The organism is Pseudomonas sp. KH_024_B2, assembly GCF_057839965.1.
Window position 1 is genome coordinate 1,897,815 of sequence record NZ_CM174502.1, and the last position, 23,109, is coordinate 1,920,923.

The following is a 23,109-nucleotide window of genomic DNA, read 5'->3' on the forward strand; positions in this document are numbered from 1 at the left end:
TTATTGCCTGTTATCAATGTGAGAGGAGTAAGGTTCGTATGAACGTCAAAAATCTAGAAGCGGTGAAGAGCTACTTTAAATACTGTGTGGATGGTAAGGATGTTGAGCGAGTTTCCGAGTATTTCGATGTCGACGTGGTCGTGCATCGGCCGGACTGCGATGCTCCGATAGGTGGTTTGGAAAATTTCAAGCGAGCCTTGAGCGCAAATGTTCTCGAACGATATAAGACAATTAAAACTACGTTCAGCAAGGAAGTTGTCACAGATGACGTTGTTGTAGTCGCGTTGACACACTGTGCAACTGGCTCCAATACATGGCACGGCTTTAACGTAGAAGGCAAGAGCTTGACGTGGACGGCCCTGACGTATTTCCGTTTCAACAAAGAGGGTAAAGTGATCGAGGAGATCGTTGAACGGAACGAACTGTTCATGGCAAAGCAACTCGGAATCATCAGTTACGAGTAACCCTTAGTTAATTCTCAAGGGAGCTAAATCCACCGTGGTGAAATTATTTTCTCTACGGTGGTCAGAGGCCGCTATTGGCCGGAAAGCGACGGTTTAGTTACGACCGTCGCCTGGGGGATTTATACCTCCTTCTGCTCAGCTGCCTCTTTGTGTGGGGATAAGCCGCTTAGTTGGCGGTCTTCAGTTGCACTTCGGCGGTCGATCTGGAGCGGGCGATTACAGTGAGGATCGACAGGGCGGCGATCACCAGACCTGGTGAGGTCGCCAGCAGCACGCCAGTGGTGCCCGCACCGGCAGCAAGGATCTGCCCTGCGGCCAAGGGGCCTGCCACCGAGCCCAGGCGGCCGATCGCCACGGCCGCTCCGACACCGGTGGCGCGCACTGCGGTCGGGTAGGACGGCGGTGCCAGGGCGTAGAGCACCAGTTGTGCAGCCATGACGAACAACCCGGCGGCAAAACCGGCGATCGCCATCGGCACGATACCGATCGACAAGCCGACCCCAGCCAGCGCCGTCAGCAACCCGGCATACACGAACAGCACGACCTTGAGGCCGTTGCAACGATCCAGAAGCAGGCCGCCGAGCAGCGAACCGAGAGCGCCACCAATGTTGAACAGCATCTGGATCATGCCCGCCTGGGGTTTGCTGAAGCCCTGTTCCAGCAGTAATGAAGGTAGCCAGTTGAGCAGCATGTACATCACGGTCAAGGTGAAGAAGTAGCTCAGCCATAAGGCCAAGGTGTTGCGTGTGCGGCCTTCGCCGAACAGCGCCTGTGCTGTGGATGGCCGTAGGCTGCCAGTTGCTGAATGTTGCAGGCGAAAGGCAGTGGATTCTGGCAGCAGCAAAGCCATCAGTGGTACTACCAACAAGGGCACCAGGCCGCCGATGATAAAAGTGGTTTGCCAGTGTTCACTTGAAAACATCGCCACCACCGCCGCGAGCGCACCGCCCAAGGGCACGCCGCAGTACATGACACTGATGGCGGTGCCGCGATTGCGTTCGCTCACAGCCTCGGCGCACAACGCGATCAAGTTGGGCAGTGCAGCACCCAGGCCCAAGCCGGTCATGAAACGCACCAGCAACAGGCTGGAGTAGCTCTCGACATAGGCTGTGCAAAGGGAAAACAAGCCAAACAGCAGCACAGCACTGACGAGGATTTTCTTGCGGCCGATGCGATCGGCGACCCAGCCGCCGAAAAACGCCCCGGGCAGCAGGCCGATGATCCCGGCACTGAACACCCAACCCATCATCTTCGGGTCCAGGGCAAAACTCTGGCGCAGTCCGGCGGCAGCGGTGCCGGCGGCCTGCAGATCGAAACCCTCGATCAGCGCAACGATAAAGCACAAAGCGATTGTCAGCGTCGAACGACGCGATGGGCTGTCCATGGGTAAACCTCATTGTTGTTTTTGTTGTGGCGTCGAGCCGTCCCATCGCACTGGGTACGCTGAGGGTGGCTACTGATTATTAAGATAACAAATATAACTAAAAAATAAAGCAATCCATTTAAATAGAAAAAAACATAAAATTAACTATTTAAATCAATAAGTTATATATGAATTAAGAATCATGTATTAAATTAGATAATAATATTAATGTCCGATTATCGGACACTTGCGATTGACAAGGACCATTGGTGGTTCCCATTCTTTGTTCGCGAAGCCGGCTGCACTGCGCTCACCCGGTAGCACAAACAACAATAAAAAATGGGATATTGAACATGCCAAAACTCCCCGTGGACGCTGTTGCGACGGCGTCAGCCACCTGTGTGCCCAGTGTCAACCGAGGCTTGGTCCTGGCGCTGCTCGGCTTGAGCGTTCTGCCCACCCAGCTTCGAGCTGCGGGCTTTATCGACGACAGCCATGGCACCTTGACCCTGCGCAATTACTACCTGGACCGCCAATACAAGGACGATGGGGCCAAGACGGCCGCGCAGGAATGGGCCCAGGGTTTCATCATGAACATGGAGTCGGGGTTTACCGAGGGACCGCTAGGTTTTGGGCTGGATGTTCGGGGGCTGTTAGGGGTCAAGCTCGATTCCTCGCCGGATCGCAGCGGCACCGAGCTGTTGCCGGTGTCGGCCAGCGACAAGCGTGCGGCGGATGATTACTCCCGTCTGGCCCCGACCGGTAAACTGCGTTTTGCCCAAACCACGGTGAAGTCAGGGGATGTGTCGATCTTCCTGCCGTTCGCTTTTGCCAGCCCCTCGCGACTGCTGCCACAAACCTTTCGCGGTACCACCCTCAGCTCCAAGGATATTGACGGTCTGACGCTGAATACCGGGTATATCGATCGCATCAACAAGCGTGACTCCACAAGTTATCAGGCGATGACCATCGCTTCGCCCAACCGGCGATTCAACGGTGCCGCCACGACCTCGCACTTGGACTATCTGGGGGGCGATTATCAAGTCAACAAGGAGCTGAGCCTGCGTGCCTACCACGCCGAAGTCACCGACTTGTACCAACAGGACACTTTTGCGTTGCTGCATGACCTGCCGCTCGGAGGGGGGGTATTAACCAGCGACCTGCGCAGTTTTTTTAGCCGAGAGGATGGCAGTGCCAAGGCCGGTGAAGTGGACAATAGCAACGTCTCTGGATTGTTCAGCTACCGCTATGGTGGGCACCGTTTTGGCGTCGGCTATATGCACTCCAGTGGCGACACGGCGACACCCTACATCTCCGGAACGGAGTTGATGGGTATGAGTGAGCTGACGATGAGTTCGGACTTTCTCAATGCCAAAGAGCACACGTGGCAAGCTATCTATGACTATGACTTTGTAGCGTCCGGGGTGCCGGGGCTGAGGGGCCGGCTGCGTTATTTGCGCGGCGACAATATTGAGCTGACAGCCTTCAACGCCGAGGACCGCAAAGAGCGCGAGTTCCAGATGGAAATGGGCTACGTAGTGCAGAGCGGTCCACTGAAAAACGTTGCACTTTTGGCGCGCAAGTCGATCTACCGCAATGATTTCCCGGCCGGCGCCGCATTCCGCGATGAAAACCAGACTCGGTTCCTGGTGATCTACACCTTGCCGATCTGGTAACTCCAGGATCATCCAGACTTCTCACCGGCCGCCCCTTTTGGGGCGTGCCGGCGAACCGCATTCAATCTTGATAAACCTTCTTCAGCAAGCGCAGCAGCTCTTCGCGTTCCTTGCTGTCCAATGCAGCAGTGGCGTCCAGGTCGCTTTGCGCGGCAATCTGATTCAGCTCCTTGAGCAGGGTCTCGCCGGTCTTGCTGAGGAAGATCCCATAAGAGCGCTTGTCCGGCTTGCAACGCACGCGCACTGCCAGTGCACGGTTTTCCAGTTTATTGAGCAGCGGTACCACTTGGGGTGGCTCGATGGCCAGTGCCCGGGCCAGATCGGCCTGCATCAATCCGGGGTTCTGATCGATGATCGCCAGGGCCGAGAATTGCGCGGGGCGTAGATCGTGGGCAGAGAGGTGGCTAATCAGGTTCTGGAATAGTTTGAGCTGCGCGCGCCGCATGGCATAGCCGATCAGGTCGTCCAGCGCCGAGTCCAGTGGCGCCTGCATCTCGGCGTTGGTCGACGCGGACTCGTTCAGGTCGGCGAGGGGGGAATGCTTGGCCATTACAGGTAAGTCCTGAAGAGTGGAGGTTAACAAGGCTATCTATTTTGCCGATGTAGGTCGCTGATAGCTATGGTCAATGTTGATTTCAGGTAGCAACGAAGGTTTTTTCAAAGAGTTAGCGAATTGGTTAATTTTATTAATAGTTAATTGACATAACTAATTTTCTGGTTTAATTTTCAGTCAACTTCAAACCAAGAACAAGAGAGCATCGTCATGAGTAACTACGAAGGTCGCTGGACAACGGTCAAGGTTGAAATCGACGAGGGCATCGCCTGGGTCATCCTCAATCGTCCTGAAAAACGTAACGCGATGAGCCCGACGCTGAACCGGGAAATGATCGATGTACTGGAAACCCTGGAGCAAGACCCGGCCGCTGGCGTGTTGGTGCTGACAGGTGCCGGTGAGGCCTGGACCGCAGGGATGGACCTCAAGGAGTATTTCCGCGAAGTGGACGCCGGCCCGGAGATCCTTCAGGAAAAAATCCGCCGCGAAGCGTCGCAATGGCAATGGAAACTGCTGCGCATGTACGCCAAGCCGACCATTGCCATGGTTAACGGCTGGTGCTTCGGTGGTGGCTTCAGTCCGTTGGTGGCCTGCGACCTGGCGATCTGCGCCGACGAAGCGACCTTCGGCCTTTCGGAAATCAACTGGGGTATCCCGCCGGGCAACCTGGTAAGCAAAGCCATGGCCGACACCGTGGGCCATCGCCAGTCGCTGTACTACATCATGACCGGCAAGACCTTTGGTGGGCAGAAAGCCGCCGAGATGGGCTTGGTCAATGAAAGCGTACCCCTGGCGCATCTGCGTGAAGTCACTGTGGAGCTGGCGCGTAACCTGCTGGAGAAAAACCCGGTGGTGCTGCGTGCGGCCAAGCATGGTTTCAAACGCTGCCGTGAACTGACGTGGGAGCAAAACGAGGATTACCTGTACGCCAAGCTCGATCAGTCACGCCTGCTTGACACCGAAGGCGGCCGTGAGCAGGGCATGAAACAATTCCTCGACGACAAAAGCATCAAACCCGGCCTGCAAGCGTACAAACGCTGAGGTGCTGCGGCCAGTAACCGGGCGCATCCCGCTACTGGCGGTTGCGCCCTGGTGCTGCGGTTACATCGCTCTTATGCATTCCCGATAAAGACAATAAAGAGGAATCACCATGCTGGACGTGCCCCTGCTGATTGGCGGCCAGTCGTGCCCCGCTCGCGACGGTCGAACCTTCGAACGCCGTAACCCGGTGACTGGCGAGTTGGTGTCGCGGGTTGCCGCCGCCACCCTGGAAGATGCCGACGCTGCGGTGGCCGCTGCTCAGAAGGCGTTTCCCGTTTGGGCTGCCCTGGCGCCCAATGAACGTCGGACCCGTTTGCTCAAAGCGTCGGAGCAATTGCGAGCGCGTAGCGCCGAGTTCATTGAGGCTGCCGGCGAGACCGGGGCCATGGCCAACTGGTACGGTTTCAACGTGCAGCTGGCGGCCAATATGCTGCGTGAGGCGGCGTCGATGACCACTCAGATCAATGGCGAAGTCATCCCCTCGGATGTGCCTGGCAGTTTCGCCATGGCCCTGCGCCAACCCTGCGGCGTAGTGTTGGGCATCGCTCCATGGAACGCACCGGTGATTCTCGCCACCCGCGCTATCGCCATGCCATTAGCTTGCGGCAACACCGTCGTGCTCAAGGCCTCCGAGATTAGTCCAGCGGTGCACCGCTTGATCGGTCAGGTATTACAAGACGCAGGCTTGGGCGATGGCGTCGTCAATGTCATCAGCAACGCTCCGGTGGATGCCGCGGCGATTGTCGAGCGGTTGATTGCCAACCCTGCAGTGCGACGGGTCAATTTCACTGGCTCGACACATGTCGGGCGCATTGTTGGTGAACTCTCGGCGCGCCACCTCAAACCGGCATTGCTGGAACTGGGTGGCAAGGCGCCGTTGTTAGTTCTCGATGATGCCGACCTGGATGCTGCGGTAGAAGCGGCCGCCTTTGGCGCCTACTTCAATCAGGGGCAGATCTGCATGTCCACCGAGCGTCTGATCGTCGATGCCAAGGTTGCCGACGCTTTTGTCGCCAAGTTGGCGGCCAAGGTTGCAACGCTGCGCGCGGGTGACCCTGCGGACGCCGGATCGGTGCTCGGTTCGCTGGTGGACGCTAGCGCCGGTATGCGCATTAAGGGATTGATCGACGATGCCTTGGCCAACGGGGCGCGACTGGTGGTTGGCGGGCAACTGGACGGCAGCATTTTACAGCCGACCCTGCTCGACGGCGTCAACGAGAGCATGCGTCTGTACCGCGAGGAGTCCTTCGGTCCGGTGGCCGTGTTGCTGCGCGGTGAGGGGGATGAAGCGCTGTTGCACCTGGCCAACGACTCTGAGTTCGGTTTGTCTGCCGCGATTTTCAGTCGCGATACCGGGCGTGCCCTGGCTTTGGCCCAACGGGTCGAGTCGGGCATCTGTCATATCAATGGCCCGACCGTGCACGACGAGGCGCAAATGCCCTTCGGCGGGGTCAAGTCCAGCGGCTACGGGAGTTTTGGTGGCAAGGCATCCATTGAACACTTCACCCAATTGCGTTGGGTCACCTTGCAGAATGGACCGCGGCACTACCCGATCTGAACAGGCGTCGCCACGTCGGGCATCGACTTCCCTGGAAGCGAGTCGCCCGTGTGCAAGGCCGAAATAACAATAACAAGGCTGCAGCCAACGGCTGCCACGCTATCGTGAGTCATCTGTGTGTGGCTTGGTCTTAGCGTGCCTCGACGGAGAACAAGCACTTGAGTTCCGAATTCAGTTTGCAATCCCATGCCCCAGCCAGCGCACCGCGCTATCGCCACGTGTCCATCGGTTGCACGGCGGTCGAGGTCACCGAGCAGCAGGGCGTACTGCACATGCGCTCCCTGGAACCGTTGGCCGAGATGCCCAAACGGTTGCTCGACCGTCTGGTGCATTGGGCCCAAGTGCGTCCCGAGCAGACCTTTATCGCCGCCCGCCAGGACGACGGTGATTGGCGTCGGGTGAGTTACGCCGAAATGCTCGACAGTGTTCGGGCTATTGCTCAAAGCTTGCTGAGCTATGGTCTGTCGGCAGACAAACCCCTGGCGCTTCTCTCGGGCAATGACATCGAGCATTTGCAAGTAGCTTTTGGCGCCATGTATGCGGGCATTCCTTACTGCCCGGTGTCGCCGGCCTATTCGCTGCTCTCCCAGGATTTCTCCAAGCTGCGCCACGTTTGCGACCTGCTGCAACCAGGCTTGGTTTTCGTCAGTGACGCCTCAGCGTACCAGCGTGCCATCGACGCCGTGTTACCGGCCGATACGCCACTGATTACCGTGCGTGGCCAAGTCGCGGGACGTAGCCAGGCGAGCTTTGCCAGCCTGCTTGAGCGACCGGGCGGTGCCGAGGCTGAAGCCGCTTTTGCCGCCACCGGCCCCGACAGCATCGCCAAGTTTCTTTTCACCTCCGGCTCGACCAAGTTGCCCAAGGCAGTGATCACCACCCAACGCATGCTCTGCGCCAATCAGCAGATGCTGTTGCAGACTTTTCCGGTGTTCGGCGAAGAGCCTCCGGTGCTGGTGGACTGGCTGCCGTGGAACCACACTTTCGGCGGCAGCCACAACCTCGGCATTGTGCTCTACAATGGCGGCAGTTTTTATTTGGACGACGGAAAACCTACTGCGCAGGGATTTACCCAAACCCTGCGCAACCTCAAGGAAGTGTCCCCCACCGCCTACTTGACTGTGCCCAAGGGCTGGGAAGAACTGGTCTCGGCCCTGGAACAGGACGCGGAGCTACGGGAGTGTTTTTTCAAGCGCATCAGCCTGTTTTTCTTCGCCGCTGCCGGGTTATCGCAAAGTGTCTGGGATCGCCTTGACCGGATCGCCGAACAACACTGCGGCGAACGTATTCGGATGATGGCCGGGCTCGGCATGACCGAGGCAGCGCCATCCTGCACCTTTACTACCGGGCCATTGTCCATGGCCGGTTACATCGGCTTGCCGGCGCCAGGTTGCGAGGTCCGGTTGGTGCCGAAGGACGGCAAGCTGGAAGGGCGCTTTCGTGGGCCGCACATCATGCCTGGCTACTGGCGGTCTCCGCAGCAGACCGCCGAGGTGTTCGACGAGCAGGGCTTTTACTGTTCCGGTGATGCGCTCAAGCTTGCTGACCCGCGTGATCCGCAACTGGGGCTGATGTTTGATGGGCGCATCGCCGAAGACTTCAAACTGTCTTCCGGGGTGTTCGTCAGTGTTGGCCCGCTGCGCAATCGTGCGGTGCTGGAGGGCTCGCCTTATGTCCAGGACTTGGTAGTGACTGCGCCGGATCGTGAATGCCTGGGGGGGCTGGTGTTCCCGCGATTGTACGAATGCCGACGTCTGGCGGGGCTCGCGGCCAGTGCCAGCGATGCCGAAGTGCTTGACAGCGCGCCGGTGCGCGAGTGGTTCGCCGACTGGTTGCAGCGGCTCAATCGCGAAGCCAGCGGCAATGCCAGTCGTCTGGAGTGGATCGCGTTGCTCGACGAGGCCGCGTCCATTGATCGCGGTGAAATCACCGACAAAGGCTCGATCAACCAGCGCGCGGTCTTGCAATGGCGTGCGGCCAAAGTCGAGGCGATGTATCGCGGTGACGACCACTCGATCCTGCGCGCCGGTCCACGGTCTTGAGTTGCGCGGGGCAATATTCGTCATTCAGGGATGTGGCGATTCTTGAAGCCGTACGAACGCCTTGGGTTGATATCGGCGGCGCGCTGGCCCAGGTCTCTCCCATCGATCTGGGCATAAAGGTTGGTCGTGAAGTGTTGGCCCGTGCCGGGCTTGATCCGGGGGTAGTTGACACTGTGCTGGCCGGCTCCATGGCCCAGGCCAGCTTTGACGCTTACATGCTGCCACGCCATATCGGTCTTTACTGCGGTGTGCCGCAACAGGTACCGGCACTGGCGGTGCAGCGCATTTGCGCGACCGGTTTCGAACTGTTGCGCCAGGCCGGCGAGCAACTTAGCGGTGGCGCGGAACTGGCTTTGTGTGTGGGCGCCGAATCCATGTCGCGCAACCCGATTGCCGCCTACACACATCGGGGCGGGTTTCGCCTCGGGGCACCGGTGGATTTCAAAGATTTTCTTTGGGAAGCGCTGTACGACCCGGCTCCGGGACTGGACATGATCGCTACAGCAGAAAATCTCGCCAGGCGTCACGGCCTGAGTCGCGAGGCGGTGGATACCTATGCCCTCAACAGTCACCAACGAGCGCTGGACGCGCAAACCTCCGGCTGGTTCAGCGATGAAATCGTCCCGGTGCGTAATGAGTTGTTTGAACTGGAAGGCTATCAGCCTCGGGGTATTGCCCTGCCGCGTCGATGTGACGGGGTCACCCTGGACAGCCATCCTCGACCCACCGATTCCCACGCGCTGGCCAAGCTGCAGGCGATTCACGTCGAGGGTGTGCAAACCGCCGGCAACAGCTGTGCGGTGGTGGACGGCGCAGCGGCCGCACTGGTCGGCCGAGCGTCAGTGAGTACGCGTCCGGTATTGGCACACTTATTGGCGACTGCTGTGGTCGGTGTGGCGCCGGAGTTCATGGGGATCGGTCCGGTTCCGGCAATCCAGTTGTTGCTGCAGCGCAGTGGGCTGGTCCAGGAAGATATCGCTCTGTTTGAAGTCAACGAGGCTCAAGGCGCGCAGGTGCTGGCTGTGGCTCAGATGCTGGAGATGGATAGCCATCGGCTTAACCGCAGAGGTGGTTCGATCGCGCTCGGACATCCATTGGCAGCCACCGGCCTGCGTTTGGTAATGACCTTGGCGCGGCAGTTGCGCGAGCAACATCTGCGTTACGGGATCGCCGCTGCCTGTGTCGGCGGCGGGCAGGGCATGGCCGTGCTGATCGAAAATCCAGGATTTCGCGGCTGAACCGTTGCGGTGTTGTTCCCTTTGGACGATACGAGGTTTGCCATGTGGTACTACCAGGCGCCGTTGCGCGACATGCAATTTATCTTTGAACATTGGCTGCAGGCACCCCGGGCATGGAGTCAAATGTCTGCATTTCAGGCTCTGGACTTGCCGCTGGCACTCCAGGTGCTGGGAGAGGCCGGACGTTTCAGCTCGGATGTATTGGCGCCGCTCAATAGCAGTGGCGATCGCCAAGGTTGCCGCTTCCACAATGGCCGGGTCAGTACTCCGGATGGTTTTGTACAGGCATACCGAGCTTTCGCCGAAGGTGGCTGGCCGGCATTGGCCTGTGATGAAGCCTTCGGTGGCCAGGGGCTGCCGCAACTGCTCGATGCCGCATTGCAGGAAATGCTATACGCCAGCAACCACGGTTGGGCCATGTACACGGGGATCGCCCATGGCGCTTACCTGTGCCTCAAGACCCACGCACCGCAGTGGATCAAGGACCGTTATCTGCCTCAGATCGTCAGTGGTGAGGCGCTGCCTACCATGTGCCTGACCGAACCCCAAGCTGGCAGCGACGTCGGTCTGCTGCGCTGCCGCGCCGAACCGCAGAGCGACGGCAGTTATCGGCTGAGCGGCAGCAAGCTATTCATTTCCGGAGGCGAACATGACCTGACCGAGGACATCCTGCATCTGGTGCTGGCTCGATTGCCCGGGGCGCCCACCGGTAGTCGTGGTGTTTCGCTGTTTCTGGTACCCAAACGCCTGGATGACGCTCATGCCAACGCGGTGCGCTGCGATGGTATTGAACACAAGATGGGCATCAAAGGCAGTGCCACCTGCTCGCTGGTCTTCGACGGCGCTCAGGGTTGGCTGATTGGCGAGGCGAATCTTGGTTTGGCCGCGATGTTCGTGATGATGAATTCGGCGCGATTGCATGTTGCCCTCCAGGGGCTGGGGCATGCCGAGGCCGCGTGGCAGAACGCCTATGCGTATGTGCAGGAGCGCAAACAAATGCGTGCGCCCAATCGCCCTGTCGGTGTTGCGGCCGAAACTGTCGACCCCATTCACTATCATCCGGCCATGCGCCGCGTGTTGCTGGAGTTACAGGCCTACGCCGAGGGCATGCGCGCCGTCGGTTATTGGGCTGCGCATTTGCTCGATCAGGCCGAGCACGCCACGGACCTGGCCTCTCGGCAGGGTGCCTTGCAACTGGCGGAGCTCTTGACTCCGGTGATCAAGGCTTTTTTCACCGAACAGGGTTTTCGTCTGGCCAGCAACGCCTTGCAGGTATTCGGAGGCTACGGCTACGTCGCCGAATTCGCCATTGAGCAGACCCTGCGCGACAGCCGTATCGCAATGATTTATGAGGGTAGTAACGAAATTCAGGCCAATGATCTGCTGCTACGCAAAGTGCTGGGTGATGAAGGCCGCGCCTTCGGTCAATTGTTGGCGGTTATGCGCGAAGAAGCCGGGCAGACCTGCGAAACCGCCAGCTTTTGCGCTGAGCTGGCGCTGCTTTGCAATAAACTCGAGTGTTTGCAAATAGAAATACGTGACCTGGCCGTCGAGGAGGGCGAATACCCCTATCGGGCCGCTGGCGATTTTCTGCGTCTGTGTGGCGTGGCCCTCTTGGCTTATTCCTGGGCTCGAGCGGCGCGTGTCTCTCGGTTGTTACCCGACAGCGATCCACTGCGCGCCAGTAAACTGGAAACAGCCGGCTTTTTCTTTGCCTACTTGCTGCCGGAAGCGGATCACCGGATCGCTGCCATTCGTGCGGCCAAGGCCCCCCTGCCGTTTCTGAGGTGAGTTCTAGTTAGCGCCAGGAACGAGGGTGAGTTGCGTCTGCCCCCCCGCGCGACATCAACCGTAGAGCATATTCAAGTATTCGAAACAAAAGCTAAGACGCTGTTGGATCAAGCTAACGCTTATGGCGAGTTGTCCCGCTCTCTCGCAGATGAAGACTGGCCGCCACCTTGGTCCGAAGCACGTTATCCAGTGCAGAGCACTTGCGCTATGAAGTAGGGAGGGCAATTGCGTGACTGTCCACTATTGGCCGTTTTCTGCCAGTCGCGACTGACCGAAATCGACCCATAACTGTCTTTTTCGAACGGCAACTAGCGGCCTTGATGACTGCCTCTGAGACAGCGTAGGGGACGCCATATGATGACTTGTCGTTGACGATGCATGATAGTCATGTCTGGTCCGTAGTTTTCTTGCCACTTGCGATAATGCACATGACACAGCTTGTGAGTACTTCTGTCAGGTGCTGTTCGGTTATCTCCACATCATTCCACTGTGACTGGCCGTACAGCATTCCAATGGCTGCATTGGTGATCAGGCCGATCTCACCATCGAGCTTGCCTTTCTCCTCGTACTCATCGGCGATAATTGCGCTCAATAGAGACCAGTAGGCATTTTTCAGTTGGTTAGCCTGGTACTTGTGTTCTTCGTTGAGATTCACGAACTCGCGGGTTACCAGGACCAATCGGTGCTTTTCATTCAGATTGAAGGTTACGAAGGCGTGGACAAAGCGGCGTACACGTTCAGAGGCGGTCCTGGCGCCTTTCATCCGACGCTTGGTATCGACCAACAAGTCCGACAAGGCTGACTCAATGAGCTCGAACAGCAAGCCTTGTTTGTTTTCGATGTGATGGTACAAGGACCCGGCATGCAGTCCCACGTGGCCCGCCAGATCGCGCAAGCCGATTGCCTGAAAGCCGTGTGTTGCGAAAAGCTCGATCGCGGCGTCAAGAAGACGGTCGCGAGCGCTGAGTGCCGGATTGGCTGATGCGATGGCTGCAAGCATGGTGGATCCATCAATGAGGGAAAATGAGCGAGCGATCATTCGGCGTTGGTCAGTCAGATGAGCAGTGGCGGCCCTGGCAGGCCGCCCTGTGGTGAGGGTGAATCAGGCCGGGCTGGTCTCTTGCGGAAGAATCAGTTGTGCGGGGATCCGTTGCCGCGAGCCGCGTGCCACCAGGTAGTAAATCAGGGCAGGTACCGTCAGCCCGATCAGCCATGAAATATCGGTCCCGCCCAGGGTTTCTACCAAAGGACCGGTGTAGAAACTGGTGGCAATGAACGGCATCTGTATCAGCACGCCGAGGACATAGACCGCAATACCCGGCACATTCCAGCGTCCATAGCGGCCATCCGGATCGGAGAGCGCGGGTATGTCATAGCGCTCCTTGGTCACCAGGTAGAAGTCCACCAGGTTGATGGCGCTCCAAGGGGTGAAAAAGGCCAGCAGGAACAGGATGAAGGCGGAAAAATCGTGAAGGAACGAGTGCCTTCCCAGAAGTGCCAGTGCCGTCGCGAGCCCGACCATGACCAGGATATAGATCATGCGCAAGGTTTTGGAAATTTCCTGGTTCCCGCGAAAGCCGCTGACGATCGTCGCCAACGACATGAAGCTGCCGTAAGCGTTGAGAGTGGTAATGGTCACCTTGCCGAACACAATGCTGAAAAACAGCAGGGAAGCCACGATGCCACTGGCACCCATTCCGACGATGTAGGAAACCTCGTGGCCAGCAAACTGGTCACCTGCCAGGGCCGCGACGAAGACGCCGAAGACCATGGAGATTTGTGTGCCGATGACTGAGCCCAGGCCCACGGCGAGAAAGGTCTTCCAGGCAGAGGTTTTTCGCGGCAGGTAGCGCGAATAGTCCGCTACGTAAGGGCCGAATGCGATTTGCCAAGACGCCGACAATGAGATCGCCAGCAGAAAACTACTCAGCGAAAAGTGTCGGTTGCCGAGCAGCTCACTGATGTCATGGGCTGACAGCAACCGGTAGAACAGATAGAAGAACGACACCACGCCAATCAGGCTCGACAACCGTCCGATCCAATGGATGGTCCGATAGCCCAGCACCGTCAGCACGACGATCATCGCCGCAAAAATGAGAATGCCGGTGGCGTCACTGACGTTGACCAGTTGGCTGATGGCCTGGCCGGCGAGCACCGAACCGCTGGCCGAAAACCCCACATACATCATGCAGACCAGGACGATGGGGATGACGGCGCCGTAGACCCCGAATTGCACGCGACTGGAGATCATTTGTGGCAGGCCCAGCTGCGGGCCTTGGGCAGCGTGCAGCGCCATGATCGCGCCGCCCAGCAGTTGCCCGATCAGCAGACCGATCAGCGACCAGAACACATCACCGCCCAACACCACGGCCAGCGCCCCGGTGACGATCGCGGTGACTTGCAGGTTGGCACCGAACCAGAGCGTGAACTGGCTGAGCAGTCGGCCATGGCGCTCCGACTCGGGGATGTAATCGATTGATCGCCGTTCTATATACGTCTTGCGCTGCGCACTTTCTTTGGAGGCGGACATGGCGGTTCCTCTCGGGTGTCGTTGGATACGACAGCCTTCTCGGGTTGAGACACTAAGGAGGAGGCCTGTAGGACAGGCCCCGGTTTTTCGCTCGGTTAGCGCTGGGCGTCGAGCAGACTTCGCGAAATAATGATTTTCTGCACTTCCGAGGTCCCTTCAAAAATCCGCAGGATGCGTGCGTCGCGCACGTAGCGCTCCAGCGGCAGGTCGCGAATGTAGCCATAGCCGCCATGGAGCTGTAGCGCGGCATCGGTGACGAAGCCGGCACATTCGGCAGCGACCAGTTTCGCGGTCGCCGAATCCAGGCTGAAGCGCTCACCGCTGTCGCGGCGGGCGGCGGCTTTCCAGGTCAGCATGCGGGCCGCTTCCAGCTGCGCGTACATATCGGCGAGGCGCCATTGGGTGCCTTGATAGGCGGCAAGCGGCTTGGGTCCGATCTGCCGTTCGCGGACCCAGTTCAGGCTCGCCTGCAAGGCGGCATTGGCGATGCCCAATGACATGGCTGCCACTTCGACCCGACCGCGGTCGAGCACGGCCATGGCGGTGTTGAAGCCGGCGCCTTCGCTGCCGAGCAATGCCGAATCGGGCAACCAGCAGTCCAGGGCCAGTTCATAGATCGTACTGCCACGCAGCCCCATGGTCTTTTCCGGGCTGGAGAAGCTGATGCCTGCGGTGCCCTGGGGAATCATGAAGGCGCTGATGCCCTTGTGCCCGGCGTCTGCGTCCGTCTTGGCATAGAGCACGATGAAGCCGGCCTCGCGGGCGTTGGTGATGTAATGTTTGCTGCCGCGCACTCGCCAACCGCCCTCTTCACGGTGCGCCCGGCAACGCATGTCGGCCGGATTGGAGCCGGCTGCCGGCTCGGTCAGGGCGAAGGCGCCGAGCAATTCGCCGCTGGCGGCACGAGGCAGCCAGTGTTGTTTCTGCGCCTCGGTGCCGCCGATCAGGATCGAATCGGTCGCCAGGAAATGCGCGGTCAAGGCCGATGCAGTCGAGGCACAAGCACCCGCCACGGCTTCAACCACGCGGCTCATGGCCAGGCTGCCAATACCCAGTCCTCCGTATTCCTCTGGCAGGTTGATACTCATGCCACCCAACTCGGCCAAAGCCTGCAGGCTCTCGGCGCAGAAGGTCTCGGTTTCATCGTAATGTTGGGCGCGTGGTTGGATCACCTCACGGGCAAGTTTTTCGACGGTTTCGACAACGGCCAGTTCGACCAGATCCAATTCAAAGTTCATGGGAGAGCTCCTGTTTGTGCAGTCCGAATGCCTCGTTATCTGCGCCTAAGCGTGGGGCGAGGGTAAGGGTATGGGGTTTGTGACCATTGAAAAAAACCGGTTGCGGTACTAGCGGCTGCGCTGAGCCCTCGGGTCGAATCAGCAGCTGACGGACTTCTGCTTGTTCGCTTTCGGCGGCCTGGGCGAGGTTCCACACTGGGGAGGACGGCACGCCGGCATCGAGCAGGATGTCGCAGACCTGGTCGACGCTCAGCTGGCGCGTCCAGGTTTCGATTTCAGCGCGCAGCGCGGGTTCGTTCAACGTACGTTGCGGGTCATCGGCAAAGCGCGTGTCGTTGCCCAGCTCAGGCTTGCCCAAGCATTCGCATAAGCGCTGGAACAGCTTGTTGCTCGCCACTGCGATGACCACCTGGCCATCGGCGGCGCGGTAAGTATCAAAGGGTGTCGAAACCGGGTGACGGTTGCCGACCAGCCCCGGCGCTACGCCATTGGCAAAGAGATTGGACAGGCCGGTCATTTGCAGGCTGAACAATACATCGAACATGGCGACGTCGATGTATTGCGCTCCTGGCGCATGCCGCTCGCGAGCGAATAGCGCCGAGCTGATCGCCCAGGCGGCATAAACGCCAGCACATAGATCGCCGATAGCCTCGCCGCTGCGGGTTGGTCCTGTCTCGGCAAAGCCGGTGACGCTCATCAGCCCGGACATCGCCTGGGCGACGATGTCATAGGCTGGGTTGCACGACAGCGGACCGTGCTGGCCGAAGCCAGAAATGCTCGCATAGATCAGCTTGGGGTTGTATTGCTTGAGGGTGTCGAAGTCGATGCCCAGGCGACGTGTTACGCCAGGGCGGAAGTTCTCCACGACGACGTCGGCGTCACGCACCAGTTCATATAAGCGCGCACGTTCGGCGGTGGACTTGAAATCCATCTCGACACTGCGCTTGCCGCGATTGATCAGGCCAAAATAGACGCTTTCGCCATCCTTGAATGGACCCAGGTGGCGGCTGTCATCGCCGTGCCCGGGAACTTCGAATTTGATGACGTCGGCGCCAAGATCCGCGAGCATGGCGGTGCAATGCGGACCGGCCAATACGCGGCTCAGGTCCAGAACGCGAACGCCCTGTAGCTGCTGGGTAAACGGGCTGCTGGTCATGTTGCAGGCTCCTCGAGGGTAGGGCTTACGCCTTGCCGATCATCGGCAGGTTGAGGCCTTGTTCATGGGCACAATCAATCGCGATCTGGTAACCGGCATCGGCGTGACGCATAACGCCAGTGGCCGGATCGTTGTGCAGCACGCGAGCGATACGCTCGGCCGCTTCGTCAGTACCGTCGCAGACAATCACCATGCCCGAGTGCTGGGAGAAGCCCATGCCGACGCCGCCGCCGTGGTGCAGGGAAACCCAGGTCGCGCCGCTGGCGGTGTTGAGCAAGGCGTTGAGCAGTGGCCAGTCGGACACGGCATCGGAACCGTCCTGCATGGATTCGGTTTCGCGGTTCGGGCTGGCCACGGAACCGGAGTCCAGGTGGTCGCGACCAATCACGATCGGTGCCGACAGTTCGCCGCTGCGGACCATTTCGTTGAACGCCAGGCCCAGCTTGGCGCGCAGACCCAGACCAACCCAGCAGATACGCGCCGGCAGACCCTGGAAGCTGATGCGCTCGCGCGCCATGTCCAGCCAGTTGTGCAGGTGGGCGTCGTCCGGAATCAGCTCTTTGACCTTGGCGTCGGTTTTGTAGATGTCTTCAGCGTTACCCGACAGCGCAGCCCAGCGGAACGGGCCGATGCCACGACAGAACAGCGGACGGATGTAGGCCGGTACGAAACCCGGGAAGTCGAATGCGTTCTCGACGCCTTCTTCTTGCGCCATCTGACGGATGTTGTTGCCGTAGTCGAAGGTCGGAACGCCCATCTTCTGGAAGTCCAGCATGGCTTTGACGTGGATGGCCATCGATTGTTTGGCGGCTTTCACCACGGCAGCCGGCTCGGTCTTGGCGCGGGCGCGGTACTCGTCCCAGGTCCAGCCGGCCGGCAGGTAACCGTTGAGCGGATCGTGGGCGCTGGTCTGGTCGGTGACCATGTCCGGACGCACACCGCGACGAACCATTTCCGGGAGGATTTCAGCGGCGTTACCGAGCAGGGCGATGGAAATCGCTTGGCCTTCAGCGGTGTACCTGGCGATACGGGCCAGCGCGTCGTCGAGGTCAGTGGCCTGTTCGTCGACGTAACGGCTGCTCAGGCGGAAGTCGATACGGCTCTGCTGGCATTCGATGTTCAGCGAGCAGGCGCCGGCCAGAGTGGCCGCCAATGGCTGGGCGCCACCCATGCCGCCCAGGCCGGCGGTCAGTACCCACTTGCCCTTGAGGTTGTCGTTGTAGTGCTGGCGACCAGCTTCGACGAAGGTTTCGTAGGTGCCCTGAACGATGCCCTGGCTGCCGATGTAGATCCAGCTGCCGGCAGTCATCTGGCCGTACATGGCCAGGCCTTTGGCATCCAGCTCATTGAAGTGCTCCCAGTTCGCCCAGTGTGGCACCAGGTTGGAGTTGGCGATCAGTACGCGCGGAGCGTTGCTGTGAGTCTTGAACACGCCGACCGGCTTGCCGGATTGCACCAGCAGGGTCTCGTCGTCATTCAGGTTGGTCAGGCTTTCGACGATCTTGTCGTAGCATTCCCAGTTACGCGCGGCACGCCCGATGCCACCGTATACCACCAGTTCTTTTGGGTTCTCGGCGACTTCCGGGTCGAGGTTGTTCATCAACATGCGCAGCGGCGCTTCGGTCAACCAGCTCTTGGCGGTCAACTGGTTGCCGCGGGCGGCGCGAATTTCGACATCGCGCAGGCGGGTGGTCTTGGCGGTCATGGTCATCTCCTCATTCAGTGGCTAGCGGGTTGGCAGTCGCAGTTTGTGATGTACATATATGCTTATACCAGCCTGTATGTACAAGTGAATGCAAGCGAAGGGCCAAAACAGGTTTTGTTGACGCAGAGAAAAATTTAAAAACTGAAAAAATAGTTTTATTTCAATAACTTGAAATTTTCGTCAAGAAGGGGGCGGCGAGAGGCTGGTTGAAAATTCTGTTGCAACTTTGTAAATATTTTTTGAGAGGATGGGCGTTACGTAACACTTTTGTGCGCGTGTTACGCTGAGGTGTCACCTTTCTGCCACTCAGGGCGGTGGCAGTATCAGCGTCAGCAGAATGTCTGCAAGGGCAGGCTTATCGAGCGGCAGGCGGGGGCCGCTCGCCACGTGATTCAGTTGCCGAATTTACCTTCCAGGCGATAACGCGAGCCGGGATAAACCAGGCGCGCGCAACCGACCTGACCCTTTGCCGCCCACGTACGACGGCGAATCAACAGGCACGGTTCATAGCGCTTGATGTGCAACAGTTTGCACTCCGCGGCTTTGGCATGGATGGACTCGACCACATGTTCGCCTTCGGTCAATGGCGCCAACTGGATCAGATAGGCGTAAGGCGTGACCTTGGTAAAGTCCTGCTGCAGATAGGCGGGTGCCACTTCGGCATTGACGAAGCGCTCTTCGATCTGCACCGGTACATCATTCTCGTGGTGCACCACAACCGAGTGAAACACGCGCTTGACCCCTTCGAGCGGGAAGGGCATTGAAGCACGGGCACGTTCGGGCATTTCTTCGAGCACGATCACTTCGCAGCGATGCTCATGACCCCGGGCAGCAATTTCTTCGGCGATATTGTGGATCTCGAACAGTGCCGCATGCCCCTTGGGCTCGGCCACAAAGGTACCCACTCCCTGCATGCGCACCAACGAGCCCTCGATGGTCAGCTCTCGCAGGGCGCGGTTGATGGTCATGCGACTCACACCCAGCAAATTCAGCAGTTCACTTTCAGAGGGGAGCTTGGAATTGGGCAGCCAGGCACCGGAGCGAATCTTCTGCATGATGATTTGCTTGACCCGTGCATACAGGGGGGAGGGGCTCTCGAGAGAGAAGGATTCGAGGGATGCATTATCCTCAATAGATTTGGGCACGTTGATTCCTGATTTTAAAATGAATTGCTCCGACAAGCCTGGAGTGCAGTTTACTCTGCCGCCAGGGATACGCCTATGTAGGGGAATGGATCGAAGGGCAGATGGGCGCCGTTGTGCAACGAACAGCCTTTTGAAAGCTTTCAACTCCGACGATAAAGCGCGTTACGGCCATGTAACCGATTCATGGAATCGTTTTTGGAGTTTTTTCGAGCGGGTTTTCAGTGACCGGTTTTGGCCGATTGCTGCCTGTTGAGAAGGGCCGCAATCGACCCGTAGCTGCCATTCGTAAAGCTGAATAGTCAGCAAGTTTCAGCGCCCGCACTTAATAAATTTGCTATGTATTTGTTTTTCTTGAACTTACTGGCAAGCCCTCTGTCATTTTCAGAAGACGATTGCACCAACTGACTGGGTTTGACGGCTGTTGTGCAAGCGGCTCCTGACAGCCCAGTATCAGCAGTCGTCCGCACCAAGCTCGTCTATGCTCAATACTCGTGTGCACCGTATTGAGGTCTGAGAGTGGACCTGCTGACCTTGTAGTAGATACCGGGCCTGACACAGTCTATATCGAGTGCAAACGTCTCTAAGGAGCACCATCATGTCCACAGCGCTTGCGGTCCTCAATTCACTGGACTTCCGTCAGTTGCGACCTGGCGAGAACGATCAAGGTTTTGGCTTCAGCGGACCAGGTGTCGTGGTCATCGCCTGCGAAGACACGTCAGCGCCGGCCTCAGAGGTTCGGTTTCGCCTCATTACGGCTGCGGACGCCGACACCGACGCTCTTGCAATCGCGAAGTCTCTATTGAGTCAGAGTTGGTACTGCTCAGGCTATGTCTTTGCACTACTGGCGCCTGTGGCGAACAGTAGCGCGCGCAAGGAGGCCGTGGCCACGCTCGGGAAGATGTGCAGCGCAGGGGTATAGCCTGCACGCTTGAACTGGGTTGTTTACCGGTTGGGTCGTTTGTCTTTGGCAAGGAGCAGTCTAATGGATCTCTCAAGCGGACCTGATGGCACAGGCCGCTTAGGGTCGCTGCCAGAGTCTGGGGGGGCATCGCTTTCGTTGAATGGTACCGACCGCGTACGAGATGGTAATAATCAGGGCAACACAACCTCATTGAAGAATCGGTCCGCCATTGCCGTATCAAGTGCCGTGAGGCGCTTGTAAACCGCCATGACAAGCTCATGCTGGCCGGATATACGATAGACAACGCCCAGATTGAACCATGCCTCGGCCAATTCCGGGGTGATGTACAATGCCTGTTGGTAGGCTTCGATGGCCTTGGTGGTCTGGCCGGAGTTCATATAGACAAGGCCCAAGTTGTTCCAGGCCCCGCTATATTCCGGGTTGATGAGCAATGCTTGTTGGTAGGCTTCGATGGCCTTGTTGGTCTGCCCGGAGTCCCAGTAGACAACACCCAGGTTGAACCAGGCCTTGGCATTAACCGGGTCGAGGCGCAGTGCCTCTCGGTAGGCCTCGATGGCCTTGGTGGTCTGACCGGAGTTCCCGTAGTCAACGCCCAGGCTGAACCACGCATGGGTATTATCCGGCTCGAGGCGCAGTGCCTCTCGGTAGGCCTCGATGGCCTTGGTGGTCTGACCGGAGTTCCCGTAGCCAACGCCCAATACGTACCATGCCACAGCAGCCTTTGGCTGTGCTCTTGTCCAGCGAAGCGCATGCTTTAGCAGCCCAGACCAATCTTGTAGCTTTTCAAGCGCCATTGCCTTAATGAGCCAGTCGGTATAGGGCGTCTGCGCGGTCTCCTCTGTTTTCTTGTGCCGATTTGGCAGTTCGCTGATCCATTCCACCGGCACGGCGAAGTTAAGTTGCTGGCCCTCGGCTAGGTAAAAGGTGGGCAAGCCGATGAGCCGGCCTTCTTCATCGAACAGGCCGCCGCCGCTGGAGCCGGGGGAGATGGGGGCGGTGATCTGCAAGTACTGGCCTCCTTCCACTGAGCGCATGCTGGAAATAATGCCCTCGGACAAAGTGAGTTCCAGCCCTCTTGGTGCGCCGATGGCATAAACCCTGGTGCCCACCTTAAGGCGAGCGGTGCTGCCCAACGCGACAGGGGTGGCATCAAGCCCTTTCACGGCTAGAGTGCAGACATCCCTATCCCAGTCGCTGTGCCGCAAAGCCGCCGGATATTCTCTTTGCAGATGCTGCACCCGCATCTGCGTGGTGCCTTCCAGCACATGGCAGTTGGTCGCAACCACACCCCTGGCCAGCACCACGCCGCTAGCTAGTCCTAACGGCTTGCCCTGTGCATCGTAAATTCGGATCACAACAACGCTGGGAGAAACCGCATCGAAAACCTCGCTGGCCGTCTTGGCATAGACATCAACGGCAAACAGGCAGAAGGCGGCAAACAGAAATCTCCGTATTCCATTATTAGGAGGAATTTGGGGGAACCCATTAGCCATCGTTAGGTATGACGTTGACATCTCATTGACCAAAAGGGTATCGGGAAAACCTCAGCGGCAGATTTGGCCCCTGCCTCCAGAGCTAGACCGAAGGCGTAGACAGTGAGACAAAGACGGGAAAGCAGATTCATGGTTTCCCCCAGACAAGTGGTTACCGGCCGCATCCCTAATGGCAGTGCCAGTGCGTCATGCGCTGTCGCCTTCTCCTTGCTCCACAAGGTAGGCTGCAACGCTCCTGCGCCCGTGCTTGAGGTTGTGCTGTCGTCCTTCCGATGTTCTGCCCATTCTGCACGGCCTTTTACCTTAACAAGATAGCTCTTCCACGGGGCTCCGCGGGGAGGTTCAGCTTTGTTCTAGCTATTAGTTCGTCAGCGCTATGATTCGCAGGCAAGCAGTCTCCGAAGAGAAAAGTTTGGGCAGCTCAGACCATGGTTCTTCCCAACCACCATTTTCCTTCCCTACAACTGTCCACTTTGGCCGATGAGCCGACATCGCAAGTGCTTCTGCGACGGTCAGCTCATTGGCGTGTTGCGGACTTTCATTTCTCTGATCAAGCCAAGCAGCAAATGTCTCCTCATGGCCGATTTCTGCCTCTCACGAAGGGCTGCAGTCGGCCAGGAGCGGACGGTCAGTTGTGTCAATTGAGACCGGTGCGATTCAAACAGTAGTACCAAAACAACAGCTGAGTCACCATGTGGCGAACATCTTAAGAAGGAGTCTGGCAGTGTCATTGAGGGACGGGATTGCGAAGGTTCATCGCGCTCAAGCACACCCACCACCTTGTCAAAGATGGCCTCATAGCGTGCGGCAAACTGCCGAGCACGCCTACGGGCCAGCCTTTCGCTGTCTGTTTTCAGGGTTCGTCTGACTTCGCGCTGACCATTGAGCAGGGTGCGCAATGGGCGTGGGATCACGATGCGGAAGTAGAAGGTTCCGTGTCGGTTGCGCGTGAGGTAGGAGGGGGATGGTTTCATGCCGGGCACCGGATGATGCCCCACACGAGTGTCACACCTCAGTGTCACACCGGCCTAGAACGGCCGGTAGACTGAGCACAAAAGCCTATGGAATCAAGCTCTTGTGTAAGCAATGATGGTGGAACACGGAACCTAACCCGCGTCCGCTTTCTGAACCAGGTAGTAACGCATGGGCCTTGAGGGCGTGGATTCGATGATTTGGCCGTTTTCGGCAGTACCC

General features: G+C 58.5%; 18 protein-coding genes. 8 read left to right on the forward strand and 10 right to left on the reverse strand.

Annotation, left to right across the window (positions count from 1 at the left end; genetic code table 11):
* Positions 1–38 precede the first annotated feature (38 nt).
* Positions 39–464: an ester cyclase gene (locus AC3I0A_RS08990; RefSeq protein ID WP_448722955.1), complete on the forward strand. Its 426-nt coding sequence runs from the start codon at positions 39–41 to the stop codon at positions 462–464.
* A gap of 166 nt (positions 465–630) precedes the next feature.
* Here the strand turns inward: AC3I0A_RS08990 and mhpT are convergent, their stop codons facing one another.
* A complete protein-coding gene (gene mhpT, locus AC3I0A_RS08995) occupies positions 631–1,848 on the reverse strand; it encodes a 3-(3-hydroxy-phenyl)propionate transporter MhpT (RefSeq protein ID WP_489377340.1) in 1,218 nt (405 codons plus the stop codon).
* Positions 1,849–2,180: 332 nt separating this feature from the next.
* Between mhpT and AC3I0A_RS09000 the strand changes: the two genes are divergently transcribed.
* On the forward strand, positions 2,181–3,503 hold the full coding sequence (locus AC3I0A_RS09000; protein WP_489377341.1) for an OprD family porin: 1,323 nt from the start codon (positions 2,181–2,183) through the stop codon (positions 3,501–3,503).
* 61 nt (positions 3,504–3,564) lie between these two features.
* Here AC3I0A_RS09000 and AC3I0A_RS09005 read toward each other — a convergent pair whose 3' ends face one another.
* On the reverse strand, positions 3,565–4,053 hold the full coding sequence (locus AC3I0A_RS09005; protein WP_489377342.1) for a MarR family winged helix-turn-helix transcriptional regulator: 489 nt from the start codon (positions 4,051–4,053) through the stop codon (positions 3,565–3,567).
* Between the two features lie 213 nt (positions 4,054–4,266).
* Here AC3I0A_RS09005 and AC3I0A_RS09010 point away from each other — a divergent pair, with 213 nt between their 5' ends.
* The 5 genes from AC3I0A_RS09010 (at position 4,267) to AC3I0A_RS09030 (ending at position 11,726) form a co-directional block, all read left to right on the forward strand.
* Entirely contained in the window at positions 4,267–5,097 is an 831-nt protein-coding gene (locus AC3I0A_RS09010; RefSeq protein ID WP_489377343.1) for a p-hydroxycinnamoyl CoA hydratase/lyase, read from the forward strand.
* 109 nt (positions 5,098–5,206) lie between these two features.
* Positions 5,207–6,655, forward strand: coding sequence for an aldehyde dehydrogenase (locus tag AC3I0A_RS09015; RefSeq protein ID WP_489377344.1), 1,449 nt, complete (start codon positions 5,207–5,209; stop codon positions 6,653–6,655).
* 158 nt (positions 6,656–6,813) lie between these two features.
* Positions 6,814–8,697 (forward strand): feruloyl-CoA synthase, encoded by a 1,884-nt coding sequence (locus AC3I0A_RS09020; RefSeq protein ID WP_489377346.1) that lies wholly within the window; start codon positions 6,814–6,816, stop codon positions 8,695–8,697.
* Positions 8,694–9,935 carry a thiolase family protein gene (locus AC3I0A_RS09025; RefSeq protein WP_489377347.1) on the forward strand — a complete coding sequence of 414 codons (1,242 nt, stop codon included), beginning with the start codon at positions 8,694–8,696 and terminating at the stop codon, positions 9,933–9,935. Before AC3I0A_RS09020 ends, AC3I0A_RS09025 begins: the two co-directional genes overlap by 4 nt.
* Before the next feature lie 42 nt (positions 9,936–9,977).
* The gene (locus AC3I0A_RS09030) at positions 9,978–11,726 is read left to right on the forward strand and encodes an acyl-CoA dehydrogenase (RefSeq protein WP_489377348.1); all 1,749 of its coding nucleotides are present in this window, start codon (positions 9,978–9,980) and stop codon (positions 11,724–11,726) included.
* Positions 11,727–12,111: 385 nt separating this feature from the next.
* On the opposite strand, the gene AC3I0A_RS09035 is transcribed toward AC3I0A_RS09030, so the two are convergent.
* The 6 genes from AC3I0A_RS09035 to hutC all read right to left on the reverse strand — a co-directional run bounded on the left by AC3I0A_RS09035 (position 12,112) and on the right by hutC (position 19,500).
* The gene (locus tag AC3I0A_RS09035) at positions 12,112–12,726 is read right to left on the reverse strand and encodes a TetR/AcrR family transcriptional regulator (RefSeq protein WP_489377349.1); all 615 of its coding nucleotides are present in this window, start codon (positions 12,724–12,726) and stop codon (positions 12,112–12,114) included.
* 102 nt (positions 12,727–12,828) lie between these two features.
* Complete coding sequence (locus AC3I0A_RS09040) at positions 12,829–14,256, reverse strand: purine-cytosine permease family protein (RefSeq protein ID WP_093425600.1); 1,428 nt, start codon at positions 14,254–14,256, stop codon at positions 12,829–12,831.
* Positions 14,257–14,351: 95 nt separating this feature from the next.
* Entirely contained in the window at positions 14,352–15,494 is a 1,143-nt protein-coding gene (locus AC3I0A_RS09045) for an acyl-CoA dehydrogenase family protein (protein WP_150802787.1), read from the reverse strand.
* On the reverse strand, positions 15,484–16,650 hold the full coding sequence (locus tag AC3I0A_RS09050; protein ID WP_489377350.1) for a CaiB/BaiF CoA transferase family protein: 1,167 nt from the start codon (positions 16,648–16,650) through the stop codon (positions 15,484–15,486). The genes AC3I0A_RS09045 and AC3I0A_RS09050 overlap by 11 nt, the downstream gene beginning before the upstream one ends.
* A 25-nt stretch (positions 16,651–16,675) precedes the next feature.
* Positions 16,676–18,355 (reverse strand): urocanate hydratase, encoded by a 1,680-nt coding sequence (gene hutU, locus AC3I0A_RS09055; RefSeq protein WP_489377352.1) that lies wholly within the window; start codon positions 18,353–18,355, stop codon positions 16,676–16,678.
* Positions 18,356–18,747: 392 nt separating this feature from the next.
* Entirely contained in the window at positions 18,748–19,500 is a 753-nt protein-coding gene (hutC, locus tag AC3I0A_RS09060) for a histidine utilization transcriptional repressor HutC (RefSeq protein ID WP_489377353.1), read from the reverse strand.
* Between the two features lie 595 nt (positions 19,501–20,095).
* Between hutC and AC3I0A_RS09065 the strand changes: the two genes are divergently transcribed.
* On the forward strand, positions 20,096–20,419 hold the full coding sequence (locus AC3I0A_RS09065) for a hypothetical protein (RefSeq protein ID WP_489377354.1): 324 nt from the start codon (positions 20,096–20,098) through the stop codon (positions 20,417–20,419).
* 173 nt (positions 20,420–20,592) lie between these two features.
* Here the strand turns inward: AC3I0A_RS09065 and AC3I0A_RS09070 are convergent, their stop codons facing one another.
* Positions 20,593–21,936, reverse strand: coding sequence for a tetratricopeptide repeat protein (locus tag AC3I0A_RS09070; protein ID WP_489377355.1), 1,344 nt, complete (start codon positions 21,934–21,936; stop codon positions 20,593–20,595).
* Positions 21,937–22,427: 491 nt separating this feature from the next.
* Positions 22,428–22,889, reverse strand: a complete 462-nt coding sequence (locus AC3I0A_RS09075; RefSeq protein WP_489377356.1) for a DUF6538 domain-containing protein — start codon at positions 22,887–22,889, stop codon at positions 22,428–22,430.
* Positions 22,890–23,109 lie beyond the last annotated feature (220 nt).